Annotated in this window: 17 protein-coding genes; 9 read left to right on the top strand and 8 right to left on the bottom strand. The window is 65.9% G+C overall.

Annotation, left to right across the window (positions count from 1 at the left end; genetic code table 11):
* The first annotated feature begins 38 nt into the window (after nucleotides 1-38).
* A complete protein-coding gene (hemF, locus tag DN388_RS20865) occupies nucleotides 39-965 on the top strand; it encodes an oxygen-dependent coproporphyrinogen oxidase (protein ID WP_043862252.1) in 927 nt (308 codons plus the stop codon).
* 52 nt (nucleotides 966-1,017) lie between these two features.
* On the top strand, nucleotides 1,018-1,845 hold the full coding sequence (aroE, locus tag DN388_RS20860; protein ID WP_043862253.1) for a shikimate dehydrogenase: 828 nt from the start codon (nucleotides 1,018-1,020) through the stop codon (nucleotides 1,843-1,845).
* A 68-nt stretch (nucleotides 1,846-1,913) separates the two neighbouring features.
* On the opposite strand, the gene DN388_RS20855 is transcribed toward aroE, so the two are convergent.
* A complete protein-coding gene (locus DN388_RS20855; RefSeq protein WP_255002002.1) occupies nucleotides 1,914-3,485 on the bottom strand; it encodes a SulP family inorganic anion transporter in 1,572 nt (523 codons plus the stop codon).
* A gap of 60 nt (nucleotides 3,486-3,545) precedes the next feature.
* Complete coding sequence (locus tag DN388_RS20850) at nucleotides 3,546-4,067, bottom strand: NAD(P)H-binding protein (RefSeq protein WP_058541986.1); 522 nt, start codon at nucleotides 4,065-4,067, stop codon at nucleotides 3,546-3,548.
* A gap of 78 nt (nucleotides 4,068-4,145) precedes the next feature.
* Between DN388_RS20850 and DN388_RS20845 the strand changes: the two genes are divergently transcribed.
* Nucleotides 4,146-4,481, top strand: coding sequence for a DOPA 4,5-dioxygenase family protein (locus DN388_RS20845; protein WP_043862256.1), 336 nt, complete (start codon nucleotides 4,146-4,148; stop codon nucleotides 4,479-4,481).
* 93 nt (nucleotides 4,482-4,574) lie between these two features.
* Here DN388_RS20845 and trpA read toward each other — a convergent pair whose 3' ends face one another.
* Together trpA and trpB are read right to left on the bottom strand one after the other, a co-directional pair.
* Nucleotides 4,575-5,387 (bottom strand): tryptophan synthase subunit alpha, encoded by an 813-nt coding sequence (gene trpA, locus DN388_RS20840; RefSeq protein WP_043862257.1) that lies wholly within the window; start codon nucleotides 5,385-5,387, stop codon nucleotides 4,575-4,577.
* Nucleotides 5,384-6,601, bottom strand: a complete 1,218-nt coding sequence (trpB, locus tag DN388_RS20835; RefSeq protein ID WP_043862258.1) for a tryptophan synthase subunit beta — start codon at nucleotides 6,599-6,601, stop codon at nucleotides 5,384-5,386. Before trpB ends, trpA begins: the two co-directional genes overlap by 4 nt.
* A gap of 111 nt (nucleotides 6,602-6,712) precedes the next feature.
* Here trpB and DN388_RS20830 point away from each other — a divergent pair, with 111 nt between their 5' ends.
* The gene (locus DN388_RS20830) at nucleotides 6,713-7,609 is read left to right on the top strand and encodes a LysR family transcriptional regulator (RefSeq protein ID WP_043862259.1); all 897 of its coding nucleotides are present in this window, start codon (nucleotides 6,713-6,715) and stop codon (nucleotides 7,607-7,609) included.
* Here the strand turns inward: DN388_RS20830 and DN388_RS20825 are convergent.
* Nucleotides 7,606-7,932, bottom strand: a complete 327-nt coding sequence (locus DN388_RS20825) for a YqjD family protein (protein ID WP_043862260.1) — start codon at nucleotides 7,930-7,932, stop codon at nucleotides 7,606-7,608. The two genes, DN388_RS20830 and DN388_RS20825, sit on opposite strands and share 4 nt — an antisense overlap.
* A 157-nt stretch (nucleotides 7,933-8,089) precedes the next feature.
* Between DN388_RS20825 and DN388_RS20820 the strand changes: the two genes are divergently transcribed.
* Nucleotides 8,090-8,305: a dodecin gene (locus tag DN388_RS20820; protein ID WP_043862261.1), complete on the top strand. Its 216-nt coding sequence runs from the start codon at nucleotides 8,090-8,092 to the stop codon at nucleotides 8,303-8,305.
* Between the two features lie 52 nt (nucleotides 8,306-8,357).
* Nucleotides 8,358-8,582 carry a DUF1161 domain-containing protein gene (locus DN388_RS20815; RefSeq protein WP_043862262.1) on the top strand — a complete coding sequence of 75 codons (225 nt, stop codon included), beginning with the start codon at nucleotides 8,358-8,360 and terminating at the stop codon, nucleotides 8,580-8,582.
* A gap of 66 nt (nucleotides 8,583-8,648) precedes the next feature.
* Here DN388_RS20815 and DN388_RS20810 read toward each other — a convergent pair whose 3' ends face one another.
* Nucleotides 8,649-9,653, bottom strand: a complete 1,005-nt coding sequence (locus tag DN388_RS20810; protein WP_255002001.1) for an LLM class flavin-dependent oxidoreductase — start codon at nucleotides 9,651-9,653, stop codon at nucleotides 8,649-8,651.
* Between the two features lie 181 nt (nucleotides 9,654-9,834).
* On the opposite strand from DN388_RS20810, the gene DN388_RS20805 reads away from it, so the two are divergent.
* Complete coding sequence (locus tag DN388_RS20805) at nucleotides 9,835-10,269, top strand: OsmC family protein (RefSeq protein WP_088514205.1); 435 nt, start codon at nucleotides 9,835-9,837, stop codon at nucleotides 10,267-10,269.
* Nucleotides 10,270-10,354: 85 nt separating this feature from the next.
* Complete coding sequence (locus DN388_RS20800; protein WP_043862264.1) at nucleotides 10,355-10,588, top strand: DUF1161 domain-containing protein; 234 nt, start codon at nucleotides 10,355-10,357, stop codon at nucleotides 10,586-10,588.
* A 3-nt stretch (nucleotides 10,589-10,591) separates the two neighbouring features.
* Here the strand turns inward: DN388_RS20800 and DN388_RS20795 are convergent, their stop codons facing one another.
* Nucleotides 10,592-11,005 carry a hypothetical protein gene (locus DN388_RS20795; protein WP_210014017.1) on the bottom strand — a complete coding sequence of 138 codons (414 nt, stop codon included), beginning with the start codon at nucleotides 11,003-11,005 and terminating at the stop codon, nucleotides 10,592-10,594.
* A 52-nt stretch (nucleotides 11,006-11,057) separates the two neighbouring features.
* On the bottom strand, nucleotides 11,058-11,471 hold the full coding sequence (locus DN388_RS20790; RefSeq protein ID WP_054916040.1) for a hypothetical protein: 414 nt from the start codon (nucleotides 11,469-11,471) through the stop codon (nucleotides 11,058-11,060).
* A gap of 65 nt (nucleotides 11,472-11,536) precedes the next feature.
* Here DN388_RS20790 and DN388_RS20785 point away from each other — a divergent pair, with 65 nt between their 5' ends.
* Nucleotides 11,537-12,643 (top strand): aminopeptidase, encoded by a 1,107-nt coding sequence (locus DN388_RS20785; protein WP_255002062.1) that lies wholly within the window; start codon nucleotides 11,537-11,539, stop codon nucleotides 12,641-12,643.
* Nucleotides 12,644-12,661: the final 18 nt, after the last annotated feature.

Genomic DNA, 12,661 nt, shown 5'->3' with positions numbered 1-12,661 from the left:
CGCCTGGCCCGGCCCTAGCCCGTTTCCAAGGTGACCTGATGACTACCCGCACCGAGGCCGTGAAGGCCTACCTGCTCGACCTGCAAGACCGGATTTGCGCCGCCCTGGAAAGCGAAGACGGCGGCGCCCGCTTCGTCGAGGACGCCTGGGTACGCGAAGCCGGTGGCGGTGGGCGCACGCGGGTGATCGGCGAAGGCAACGTCATCGAAAAAGGCGGGGTCAACTTCTCGCACGTGTTCGGCAGCGGCCTGCCGCCGTCTGCCAGCGCGCACCGCCCCGAACTTGCTGGCCGTGGTTTCGAGGCACTGGGGGTGTCGCTGGTGATCCATCCGCACAACCCCCATGTGCCGACCTCCCACGCCAACGTGCGCTTCTTCATTGCCGAGAAGGAAGGCGAAGAGGCGGTATGGTGGTTCGGCGGCGGCTTCGACCTCACGCCCTACTACGCCCACGAAGAAGACTGCATCCACTGGCACCGCGTGGCCGAGCAGGCCTGCGCACCGTTCGGCGCCGATGTGTACCCGCGCTACAAGGCCTGGTGCGACCGCTACTTCCACCTCAAGCACCGGGGCGAGCCGCGGGGCATCGGCGGCTTGTTCTTCGACGACCTGAACGAGTGGGACTTCGACACCTGCTTCGCCTTCATCCGCGCCATTGGCGATGCCTACGTCGAGGCCTACCTGCCCATCGTGCAACGGCGCAAGGCGCAGCCGTACACCGCCCAGCAGCGTGAATTCCAGGAGTTCCGCCGCGGGCGCTACGTGGAATTCAACCTGGTGTACGACCGTGGCACCCTTTTCGGCCTGCAATCGGGCGGCCGTACCGAGTCGATCCTGATGTCGCTGCCGCCGCAGGTGCGCTGGGGCTATGACTGGAAGGCTGCGCCGGGCAGCGAAGAAGCACGCCTGACCGAGTACTTCCTGCAGGACCGCGACTGGCTGGGCCTGGACAAGGCCGCTCACTGAACCCATTGTGGATAACGTGCCCGATTCGCCGGGCGGACTCAGGAAACGCGTCATGGACCAGTACGTTGTATTCGGCAACCCGATCGGCCACAGCAAGTCGCCGCTGATTCACCGGCTGTTCGCCGACCAGACCGGCCAGCAGCTGGAGTACAACACCCTGCTGGCGCCGCTGGACGACTTCAGCATGTGCGCGCTGGGCTTCTTCAAGCAGGGCAGTGGCGCCAACGTCACCGTGCCCTTCAAGGAGGAAGCCTACCGCCTGGTGGGTGACGGCCTGACCGCACGCGCCTGGCGAGCCGGGGCGGTGAACACGCTGACCCGGCTGCCCGACGGCAGCCTGCAGGGCGACAACACCGACGGTGCCGGCCTGGTGCGCGACCTCACGGTGAATGCCGGGGTCGAGCTCAAGGGCAAGCGCATCCTGCTGCTGGGGGCCGGCGGCGCGGTGCGCGGGGTGCTCGAGCCGTTGCTGGCGCATGAGCCTGCGTCGCTGGTGATTGCCAACCGTACGGTAGAAAAGGCCGAGCAGCTGGCCCGCGAGTTCGATGACCTGGGGCCGGTGGCCGCCAGCGGCTTCAGCTGGCTGGAAGAGCCGGTGGACCTGATCATCAATGCCACCTCGGCGAGCCTGGCCGGCGAGATGCCGCCGATTGCCGCGAGCCTGATCGAACCGGGCGTGACCGTGTGCTACGACATGATGTATGCCAAGGAGCCCACGCCGTTCTGTCGCTGGGCCACCGAGCACGGGGCGGCCAAGGTGCTGGACGGGCTGGGAATGCTGGCTGAGCAGGCGGCGGAGGCGTTCTTCATCTGGCGCGGGGTGCGCCCGGACACCGGGCCGGTGCTCGATGAGCTGCGCCGGCAGCTGGCGCGGGGCTAGAACGCGCGCTGCCTTCGCCGGCAAGGCCGGCCCCTGTAGGCGCCGGCCTTGCCGGCGAAGGGCGCAACTCAATCCTCAAACTGGACCGGGCAATCAGCCGTCCCTTCCAGCTTCTGCAACTCCTCCACCACCTGCCCCCTCGCTCGCCGCAGCACCAGCTGACGGCCCTGCCGGCGCAGCCGCCGCGCCTCCTGGTGCAGCATCTCCACCCCCGAGTAATCGATGAAGTTGATCTGCCGCGCATCGATCACCACCACAGGTGCCTGGCACCGCTGCAGGCGCACCTGCAGATAATGGCTGGCGCCGAAGAAGATCGAGCCGAACACCCGCAGCACATCCGCCTCGCCTTCGCGCGACTGCTGTACCCGTGGCTGCGAAGTGCGCTTGAGGTAGAAGAACAGCGATGCCAGCACCCCGGCATAAATCGCCGTCTGCAGTTCCAGCAGCAAGGTAGCGACGCAGGTCAGCAGCATCACCAGAAACTCCGGCCGGCTGACCCGGTACAGCGCCCGAATCGCACGGTAATCCACCAGCCCCCAGCAGATCAGCAGGATGCTGCCGGCCATCGCCGGGATCGGGATGTGCGCGATCAGGCTGGCGCCCGCCACGGCGAACAGCGCCACCCACAGGGCCGAGAACACCCCCGCCAGCGGTGACTGCGCCCCGGCCTCATAGCTGAGCCCGGAACGGGTGAACGAGCCCGACGACAGGTAGCCGGAGAACCACGCACCGCCCAGGTTGGACAGGCCCTGGGCGCGGATCTCCTGGTTGGCGTCGATCAGCTGTTCGGAGCGGATCGACAGCGAGCGCGCAATCGACAGGCTGGTGACCAGCCCCAGCATGCCCACCGCCACGGCACTGGGCAGCAGGCGCAGGATCAGCTCCAGGTCCAGCAGCGGCAGCGGGCTCAGCGGTGGCAGCCGGCCAATGAACGCCGGCACCAGCGCCACATGGCCGAACAGTGCCGGCCACAGCCACACCAGCAGGCTGGCGCCGGCAAGGCTGATCAACAGCGCCGGCCAGCGCGGCCGTGCGAGCTTGATCGACAGCCCCAGCAGCAAGGTGCCCAGCCCCAGCAGCAGCGAGGGCCAGTCGATGTCGCCGGCATGCTGCAGCAGGCCTTGCAGGGTTCTGAGGGCGGTGGCCTGGCTGGCGAGGTCGAGCCCCAGCAGGTTCGGCACCTGGCCCAGCGCGATCACCACTGCAGCGCCGAGGGTGAAGCCGAGCACCACCGAGTGCGAGACGAAATTCACCAGCGCGCCGAAGCGCAGCATGCCCAGCAGCCACTGGAACACCCCGGCCAGGAAGGTCAGCAGCAGGATCAGGCGGATGTAGTCGTCGCTGCCGGGCACCGCCACGGGGCTGATGCTGGCGTAGAGCACGATGGAGATGGCGGCGGTGGGCCCGCAGATCAGGTGCCACGACGAGCCCCACAGGCACGCGATCAGCACCGGCACGATGGCCGCGTACAGCCCGTACTCGGCGGGCAGGCCGGCGATCAGCGCATAGGCGATCGACTGCGGCAGGGCCAGGATCGCCCCGCTGAGCCCCACCAGCAGGTCGCGCCGCACGCTGGCACGGGTTTGCCGAGGCAACCAGGCGAGAAAGGGAAACAGACGGTGGCGCTCTAGCCAGGCCATGAAGCTCTCTATGCAGTGCGGTGAAGGCTCAGGGTGCAGGCTATGGCGGCCCGGTGCAAGTCAGGGGGCCTCGATGAAATTCACCTGTTCGCCAACATGCAGGTTCAGGTCCAGCAGGTCGGCAATGCCCGCAGCGATGCCTGCCAGGCTGTCCGGGTGCTCGCTCAGTGGCGTGTTGACCAACGTCCAGCGCAGGCCGCCGGCCTGCAACAACTCCGCCAGCGGCGCCGCGCCGCCGCCAAACTGGCCCACCAGCACGATGCGACGCAGGGGCGTGCGGGCCATGCCCGCGAGCAGGGCCTGGGTCATCAGCCCCTGGCGCGAGAAGTCGCCGGGCGCCAGGCCGTCGAGCAGGCACACCACGGCCGAGCCGCCGGCGATGCTCTGTTCGGCCTGGTCTGCGCTGGCCAGGCCGCCGTTCTTGACGTGCAGGCCGGGGCGCGCCTGGGGCTGGTTGAGGTCGTCGAGGATCAGGGTCACCTCGTGCTGGCGCTGCAGCAGTTCGCTTACCAGCGCATCGCCCAGGGTGCACTGGCCGCCGAGCAGGATCAGTTTGAAGACAGGTGTTTCGGCGTTTTTCACGATAGCGCTCCGGGGGTATCCTGATGGCTTTTGGACCTGCGGGAGCACCTGGGGGTTCGGTCGAATTCAGGAGGCAGCGTGCAGCGGATAAAGGGGTATCACGCCCATGTGTATTACGACGCAGGTACGATGGAGCAGGCGCGGGCGCTGTGCGAGGAAGCGGCCACGCTGTTTGGCGTGAGCATGGGGCGCATGCATCAGAAACCGGTGGGGCCGCACCCGGACTGGAGCTGCCAGCTGGCATTCGGGCCGGAGATGGTGGGCGTGGTGCTGCCGTGGCTGGCGTTGTACCGCAAGGGGCTGGTGGTGTTTCTGCATCCGCTGACCGGCGATGAGCTGGCCGATCATCGGGACCATGCGATCTGGATGGGGGCCGTGCGGCCGCTGGATCTTTCGATGTTCGAAGGGGCCTGAAGCGGCGGTGAGGCTTTCGCCGGCAAGGCCGGCTCCTACAGGACTGCGGTGTCTGTAGGAACCGGCCTTGCCGGCGAATGAGGCGACGCGGTATCAGCCTTTGCGCGCGCCGCGCACACCTTCGGCCAGCGCCGAACACAGCGCCAGCACATCGCTTACCGCCTGCTCGCCCGTGCTGGCGTTGGCCACCTTGTCCACCAGCGCCGAACCCACGACCACACCATCGGCCAGCCGCGCAATGGCTGCCGCCTGTTCAGGCGTGCGAATGCCGAAGCCTACGCTGATCGGCAGGTCGGTGTGGCGGCGCAGGCGCTCGATGGCGCCGCTTACCTGATCGCTGGTCGCCGAGCCTGCGCCGGTCACGCCGGCTACCGACACGTAGTACACAAAGCCCGAACTGCGCTCCAGCACGCGTGGCAGGCGCGCGTCATCGGTGGTCGGGGTGGTCAGGCGGATGAAGTCGATGCCCGCGGCCTGGGCCGGGGTGGCCAGCTCGGCGTCGTGCTCCGGCGGCAGGTCGACGATGATCAGGCCGTCCACGCCCGCATCCCTGGCCTCGGCCACGAACTTCTCCACGCCGAAGCGGTGGATCGGGTTGTAGTAACCCATCAGCACGATCGGCGTGGTGGCATTGCCGGTGCGGAACTCGCGCACCATCTGCAGGGTTTTGGCCAGGGTCTGCCCGGCCTCCAGCGCACGCAGGGTGGCCAGCTGGATGGCCACGCCGTCGGCCATCGGGTCGGTGAACGGCATGCCCAGTTCGATCACGTCGGCACCCGCAGCCGGCAGGCCCTTGAGGATCGCCAGCGAAGCGTCGTAGCCCGGGTCACCGGCGGTCACGAAGGTCACCAGGGCAGCGCGACCCTCGCGCTTGAGGTCGGCAAAACGTTGTTCAAGACGGCTCATGCCTGCTTCTCCTGCGCGGCCATGTGGCTCATTACGGTTTGCATGTCCTTGTCGCCACGCCCCGAAAGGCACACCACCATCAGGTGGTCCCTGGGCAGGGTGGGCGCACGCTTGATGGCTTCGGCCAGCGCGTGGGAGGTTTCCAGCGCCGGGATGATGCCTTCAAGGCGGCAGGTGGCGTGGAACGCATCCAGCGCCTCGTCGTCGGTGATGCTCACGTACTCGACGCGCTTCACTTCGTGCAGGTAGGCGTGCTCCGGGCCGATGCCGGGGTAGTCCAGGCCGGCGGAAATCGAGTGGGCGTCGGTGATCTGGCCATCGGCGTCCTGCAGCAGGTAGGTGCGGTTGCCGTGCAGCACGCCGGGCACGCCGCCGTTGAGGCTCGCTGCGTGCTTGTCGGTGTCGACCCCGTGGCCGCCGGCCTCGACGCCGATGATCTGCACACTGGCGTCATCGAGGAAGTCATGGAACAGGCCCATGGCGTTGGAGCCACCACCCACGCAGGCGATCAGGCTGTCGGGCAGGCGTCCTTCCTTGGCCTGCAGCTGCTCGCGGGTTTCCTTGCCGATGATCGACTGGAAGTCGCGCACCATCGCCGGGTACGGGTGCGGGCCGGCCACGGTGCCGATCAGGTAGAAGGTGTCGTCGACGTTGGTCACCCAGTCGCGCAGCGCTTCGTTCATGGCGTCCTTGAGGGTGCCGGTGCCGGCGGTGACCGGCACGATCTCGGCGCCCAGCAGCTTCATGCGGAACACGTTGGCCTGCTGGCGCTCGATGTCGGTGGCGCCCATGTAGATCACGCAGGGCAGGCCGAAACGTGCGGCCACGGTGGCGGTGGCCACACCGTGCATGCCGGCGCCGGTTTCGGCGATCAGGCGCTTCTTGCCCATGCGCTTGGCCAGCAGCACCTGGCCGATGCAGTTGTTCACCTTGTGCGCGCCGGTGTGGTTGAGCTCTTCGCGCTTGAAGAAGATCTTCGCCCCGCCGCAGTGTTCGGTGAGGCGCTCGGCGAAGTACAGCGGGTTAGGACGGCCGATGTAGTCGCGCTGGAAGTACGCCAGTTGCTCGTTGAACTCGGGGTCGGCCTTGGCCGCTTCGTATTCACGGGCCAGGTCGAGCACCAGCGGCATCAGGGTTTCGGCCACGTAGCGGCCACCGAATGCGCCAAACAGGCCGTTGGCATCGGGGCCGCTGCGGAAGTTGGTCTGGGTCATGGGTCGCTCCAGGGCGTGGGTATGAGGTCGCAATGGGCCTACTCTACCCACGACACGCGCCGCTGAAAACCGATAAGATCGCCACAACCTGTCAGGAAAACTCACACGTCAATGGCCAGAGAACTGCCCCCGCTCAATGCCCTTCGGGCCTTTGAAGCCACCGCCCGGCTCAACAGCGTCAGCCAGGCTGCCGAGCAACTGCACGTGACCCACGGTGCGGTGAGCCGGCAGTTGAAGGTGCTCGAAGAGCACCTGGGCGTGAGCCTGTTCGTCAAGGAAGGGCGCGGCATTAAACTCACAGATGCCGGTGTGCGCCTGCGCGACGCCAGCAGCGACGCCTTCGAGCGCCTGCGCAGCGTGTGCGCCGAGCTGGGCCAGGACCGCGCCGACGCACCGTTCGTGCTGGGTTGTTCAGGCAGCCTGCTGGCGCGCTGGTTCATTCCGCGCCTTGGGCGCCTGCAGGCCGACCTGCCGGAGCTGCGTCTGCACCTGTCGGCGGGCGAAGGCGACCTGGACCCGCGCCGGCCGGGGCTGGATGCGCTGCTGGTATTCGCCGAGCCGCCGTGGCCGGCCGACATGCAGGTGCACGTGCTGGCACAGGAATGCATCGGGCCGGTGCTCAGCCCGCACTTTCCAGGGTTCGACCGCCTGCGTCAGGCGCCAGCCAGCGCCTTGCTGGGGGAAACCCTGCTACACACCACCTCACGGCCCCAGGCCTGGCCCGACTGGGCCCGCCAACAGCACATCGACCCGCAGGCAATGCGCTACGGGCAAGGTTTCGAGCATCTGTATTACTTGCTGGAGGCAGCTGTGGCCGGCCTGGGGGTGGCGATCGCCCCGCAGCCGCTGGTGGCCGATGACCTGCGTGCCGGCAGGCTGGCGGCACCGTGGGGCTTTGGTCCTACGCGGGCGTCATTGGCCCTGTGGGTGCCCCGGCGCGCCGCGGACGGGCGCGCCGAGCAGCTGGCGCACTGGTTGCGCGCCGAACTGGGGCGGCAGGCGCTTTAGTCGCCGCGCTTGCACAGCAGGTAGGCGGCCAGCAGGCCCAGTGCGCCCACGGCCACGCCGGCGGTGGTCCAGGGGTGTTGCTGGGCATAGTCACGGGTGGCGATGCCGGTTTCGCGGGTCTTGGTCTTGACCTCTTCATAGGCATCGGTGAGCAAGCTGCGCGAGTGACGCAGGGCATTTTCGGCATTGCCCTTGAGGCTCTTCAGGGTCTTGCGCGACTCGTCCGAAGCATCGTCTTTGAGGTTTTCCAGGGATTTGAGGAGACTTTCGATTTCCGCTTCCATGCTTTGCAACGAGGCTTTACGTAGCGAGCTATTGGCCATGGTGGCTCTCCTTCAGGGTTTGAGTGGCATGTGAAGAATGGGACTGCGCAGTGCCGCGAAAGTGCAGAGCAATCGAACTTTTGCCAGGTTTTTACCCACACAGGTAAACCTGCCTGGCGCTGCTAGGCTCAATGCACACCATTGATGGAGAGTAGTCATGTCTGATCACCACACGTACAAGAAGGTCGAACTGGTCGGCTCCTCGCCCAGCAGCATCGAGGACGCGATCAACAATGCCCTGGCCGAAGCGGCCAAGAGCATCAAGCACCTGGAGTGGTTCGAAGTGACCGAGACCCGGGGCCATATCAAGGATGGCAAGGCGGCGCATTTTCAGGTAACCATCAAGGTGGGCTTCCGTATCGCCAACAGCTGATGGCGGCCGGCTGGCCCTGAACCCTTTTTGATCTGAACAAGGAATGCGATCGATGAAGAAGCTGGTATTGGCGTTTGGCTTGATGACCCTGGCCGGGACTGCGCTGGCGGCGGGCAAGCCGTGTGAAGAATTGAAGAGCGAGATTGCCGCGAAGATCGACGCCAATGGCGTACCGCACTATTCGCTGGAGATCGTCGACAAGGGCGCTGCGACCGATGGCAAGGTGGTGGGGTCGTGTGAAGGCGGTACCAAGGACATCGTGTACAAGCGCGGCTGATCGGTGAGTCTTTCGCCAGCAAGGCTGGCTCCTACGTAGGAGCCAGCCTTGCTGGCGAAAGGGACTTCAGTTGCCCTTGATGACCTGAGACAGAATCTCGTAGGACCGGATCCGGTCCGCATGCTCGTACAGGTCGCTGGTAAAGATCAGCTCATCAGCACCGGTCTGCTCCAGCAGCACGTCCAGTTTGGCGCGGATCTTCTCTGGCCCGCCCACCATCGCCAGGCCCAGGAAACTTCCCACTGCCTCCCGCTCATGGGGCTGCCACAGGCCGTCCATGCTGTCGACGGGCGGGCGCTGCACCAGGCTCTGCCCACGCATCAACGCCAGAATTCGCTGATACACCGAGGTGGCCAGGTACTCGGCCTGCTCGTCGGTATCGGCCGCCACCAGCGGTACACCCAACATCACGTAGGGCTTGTCGAGCACCGTCGAGGGCTTGAAGTGGTTGCGGTACACGCGGATCGCTTCATGCATCATGCGCGGCGCAAAGTGCGAGGCAAACGCATACGGCAAGCCGCGCATCCCCGCCAGCTGTGCACTGAACAGGCTCGAGCCCAGCAGCCAGATCGGCACCTCGGTGCCATACCCCGGCACGGCAATCACTTTCTGGTCGGGCGTGCGCGGGCCCAGGTAGCGCACCAGTTCCTCTACATCGTCCGGGAAGTCGTCGGCGCTGCCCGAGCGCTCGCGGCGCAGGGCGCGGGCGGTCATCTGGTCGGAGCCCGGCGCACGTCCCAGGCCCAGGTCGATACGGCCCGGGTACAGGCTGGCCAGGGTGCCGAACTGCTCGGCAATCACCAGCGGCGCGTGGTTGGGCAGCATCACCCCGCCTGCACCCACGCGGATCGTCGAGGTACCACCGGCCAGGTACCCCAGCAGCACCGAGGTGGCGGAGCTGGCAATGCCGTCCATGTTGTGGTGCTCGGCCACCCAGAAGCGGTTGTAGCCGAATTTCTCCACGTGTTGCGCCAGGTCCAGCGAGTTGCGCAGCGACTGGGCCGGGCCGCTGTCCTGGCGTACCGGTACCAGGTCGAGGGTGGAGTATTTGATGTCCGCGAGTCGCGTCATGGCGTGTACGCCTCCTGAATGGTTAGGCCGACAGCATGCCGCGACCTTTCTGACTCTGTATGGGCAGATCACAGGTATTCAATGCCTGCCCCTGCAATCGGGCTGAACTTGCCCGTGGTGACGCCCTCTGAATTGAACGCCAGGCGCGATCCCCCGCGCTCTCAGGCACTCAGGAGGCTTTATGAGTTCGATAAAAAAGACAGCATCGGCAATTTGGCAAGGCGACCTGAAGACCGGCAAGGGCCAGCTCTCCACCGAGAGTGGCGCCTTGAAGGCCAACCCCTATGGCTTCAACACCAGGTTCGAAGGCCAGCCTGGTACCAACCCTGAAGAACTGATCGGCGCTGCCCATGCAGGCTGCTTCTCCATGGCCTTTTCGATGATCCTCGGCGAAGCCGGCCTGACCGCCGAGCGTATCGACACCATCGCCGAAGTGACCCTGGACAAGCAGCCCGATGGTTTTGCCATCACCGCCGTGCACCTGATCCTCAAGGCCAAGGTGCCCGGTGCCGACAAGGCGAAATTCGAGGAGCTGGCCAACAAGGCCAAGGCGGGATGTCCGGTATCCAAGGTGCTCAAGGCCCAGATCAGCCTGGACGCCACCCTGGTGGACTGACGCCGGCGCAGATCAGAACGACGCACGGCTTCTTGTGGTCAAATGGCTGTCGGCAGATGGTCTGCCGCCACAAGGAGCTGTTCTGATGACTCGTATTGCATTCGCTGTGCTGACCTCGTTGCTGGCCACCAGTGCGCTGGCCGCGCCCAAGGACTGCGCCGAGCTCAAGGCCGAGATCGAAGCCAAGATCCAGGCCAACAATGTCTCTTCCTACACCCTGGAAATCGTGACCAACGATGAAGTCCATGACCAGAACATGGTGGTGGGCAGCTGTGAGAACGGTACCAAGAAGATCATCTACCAGAAAAACGATCGCTAGCCGTCACGGGATGCAGAAGATGTCGTTCTGTTCTTCGGCGACCAGCTTGCGCTGCGCGTCGTACAGATAGGCACTGGGCTGCATGGCCGGGGCGCGGGCTTCGATGCGGTAGCGCTGGCCGGCCTGGAAGTCGTCGTAGCGAATCTTCAGGTAGCAGGTGCGTTCGGTGGGGTCGGTGCTGAAACCGCCTGAATACACCTCGAAATCAAAGCGCACCACCAGTTCATGTTTGCCCGGCGTGACCTGGAAGAAACGACCGTCGTTCAGGCGCTGACCATCCAGGCGGTCGGCCATGAGCACCTTGCCCGGCGTGACGGTATACAGGTCGATCCAGGCCTGCTTGCTGTTGACCGGTGGCAGGGGACTGGCACAGGCCCCCAAGGTACTGATGGCAAGCAGCATCATGGGCTGGCGCATGGCAATCTCCGCTGGCGGGCTACAAGCTACAAGCATAGCGCCATTAGTCTGTTCAGGTACGCTGGCATCCGGCAGGCAAACCGGTGCCGACCAGTTTGCGCTGCTCGTCGTAGAGCTTGGCCCAGGGCCTGAAGCCGATGCTGCCGGCCTGCAACTGATAGCGCTGGCCGGCATTGAAATCCTTGAATTTCACGTTCAGCTGGCAATCGCGCCACAGCGGTTCGTCCACCGGCCCGATGTTGCCGGGCGCTACCGCGAACTGATAGCGCACCGTCAACTCGTGACTGCCCGGCGTGACTTCGAAGTAGCGGGTGTCGGCCCAGCTGCGCTCGTCCACCTCCAGCGCGTGCAGGGTGTCGTCGGCAGCGGGCTGGAGGTCGACCCAGGCCTGGTTCGGGTCGGCGGCGGGCAGGCCGGCGCAGCCGGTCAGAGCCAGCACAGCGCTGGCGGCAAGCATCGTACGCATGGCAAAACTCCGGGCAGGCAGGATAGTCTTGGGCCGATGAGCACTTGAGCGAGACATCCCTGCACATGGTTCGAATTTTTTTCTGGTTGCGCTCAAGCCCCGGGGCACTCGACCGCGTTTTCCGCGGGTTGGTTCCCGTGCTGCTGCTCGGGCTGCTCAACGGTTGCACCAGCCTCGGCTACTACAGCCAGCTGGCCAGCGGGCAATGGCAGCTGCTGCGCGCGCGCGAGCCGGTGGCGGTGCTGGTGGCCGACCCGGCCACCCCCCCTGCCCTGCGCCAGCACCTGGCGAAAGCGCAGCAGGCACGCGCTTTTGCCAGCAGCCACCTTAAGCTGCCGGACAACCGCAGCTACCGGGTGTACGCCGATATCGGGCGCCCGTTCGTGGTGTGGAACGTGTTCGCCACCCCGGAGTTTTCGCTGGAACCGCATACCTACTGCTTTCCCATCGCCGGTTGCGTGGCCTATCGCGGCTACTACAGCCAGGGTGCGGCGCGCGGGGCGGCGGCGTTGCAGAAGGCGCAGGGGCAGGATGTGTATGTGGGCGGGGTGGAGGCCTATTCGACCCTGGGCTGGTTCGACGACCCGATTCTCAATTCGATGCTGGGCTGGGGCGACGAGCGCCTGGCCACGGTGATCTTCCACGAACTTGCGCACCAGCGCGTGTACGTGAAGGACGACACGGCGTTCAACGAGTCGTTTGCCACCTTTGTGGAGCAGGAAGGTTCGCGCCAGTGGCGCGCGGCCCGCGGGCTGGCGCCCTTGCCGCAGGGTGGAGCGCGCCAGCGTGACGAGTTCGTGGGGCTGGTGCTGGCCAGCCGCGAGCGGCTCAAGACATTGTATGCACAGCCGCTGGACGAGGCAGCGATGCGCGCGGGCAAGCAGGCCGAGTTCGAGCGCCTGCGCAGCGAGTACCGGGTGCTGCGCGATACAAGGTGGCAGGGCGACAAGCGCTATGACGCGTGGATCAACGCGCCGATGAACAACGCCAAGCTGCTGCCGTTCGGGCTGTATGATCAGTGGGTGCCTGCGTTTGCAGCGTTGTTCCGGGAGGTTGGCGGAGATTGGGCGGTGTTCTACCAGCGGGTCGAGGCCTGGGGGCGGTTGCCGTTCGAGCAGCGCCAGCAGGTCCTGGAAAGCTCCGCCGGCAAGGCCGGGTCGCACCCCCTGTAGGAGCCGGCATTGCCGGCG

The sequence above is a fragment of the Pseudomonas sp. S12(2018) genome, assembly GCF_024355235.1.
GTDB lineage: Bacteria > Pseudomonadota > Gammaproteobacteria > Pseudomonadales > Pseudomonadaceae > Aquipseudomonas > Aquipseudomonas palmensis.
Note: the sequence above shows the minus strand (reverse complement) of the source record. Positions and strands in the feature narration are given on the sequence as shown.

Bases quoted from the DNA above. Each gene is read 5' to 3' on its own strand.
- DN388_RS20855 (WP_255002002.1), bottom strand. From the start codon at position 3,485: ATGGCCTGGCTAGAGCGCCACCGTCTGTTTCCCTTTCTCGCCTGGTTG.
- trpB (WP_043862258.1), bottom strand. From the start codon at position 6,601: ATGACCCAGACCAACTTCCGCAGCGGCCCCGATGCCAACGGCCTGTTT.
- DN388_RS20825 (WP_043862260.1), bottom strand. From the start codon at position 7,932: ATGGCCAATAGCTCGCTACGTAAAGCCTCGTTGCAAAGCATGGAAGCG.
- DN388_RS20820 (WP_043862261.1), top strand. From the start codon at position 8,090: ATGTCTGATCACCACACGTACAAGAAGGTCGAACTGGTCGGCTCCTCG.
- DN388_RS20810 (WP_255002001.1), bottom strand. From the start codon at position 9,653: ATGACGCGACTCGCGGACATCAAATACTCCACCCTCGACCTGGTACCG.
- DN388_RS20815 (WP_043862262.1), top strand. From the start codon at position 8,358: ATGAAGAAGCTGGTATTGGCGTTTGGCTTGATGACCCTGGCCGGGACT.
- DN388_RS20785 (WP_255002062.1), top strand. From the start codon at position 11,537: ATGGTTCGAATTTTTTTCTGGTTGCGCTCAAGCCCCGGGGCACTCGAC.
- hemF (WP_043862252.1), top strand. From the start codon at position 39: ATGACTACCCGCACCGAGGCCGTGAAGGCCTACCTGCTCGACCTGCAA.
- aroE (WP_043862253.1), top strand. From the start codon at position 1,018: ATGGACCAGTACGTTGTATTCGGCAACCCGATCGGCCACAGCAAGTCG.
- trpA (WP_043862257.1), bottom strand. From the start codon at position 5,387: ATGAGCCGTCTTGAACAACGTTTTGCCGACCTCAAGCGCGAGGGTCGC.
- DN388_RS20805 (WP_088514205.1), top strand. From the start codon at position 9,835: ATGAGTTCGATAAAAAAGACAGCATCGGCAATTTGGCAAGGCGACCTG.
- DN388_RS20790 (WP_054916040.1), bottom strand. From the start codon at position 11,471: ATGCGTACGATGCTTGCCGCCAGCGCTGTGCTGGCTCTGACCGGCTGC.
- DN388_RS20795 (WP_210014017.1), bottom strand. From the start codon at position 11,005: ATGCGCCAGCCCATGATGCTGCTTGCCATCAGTACCTTGGGGGCCTGT.
- DN388_RS20830 (WP_043862259.1), top strand. From the start codon at position 6,713: ATGGCCAGAGAACTGCCCCCGCTCAATGCCCTTCGGGCCTTTGAAGCC.
- DN388_RS20800 (WP_043862264.1), top strand. From the start codon at position 10,355: ATGACTCGTATTGCATTCGCTGTGCTGACCTCGTTGCTGGCCACCAGT.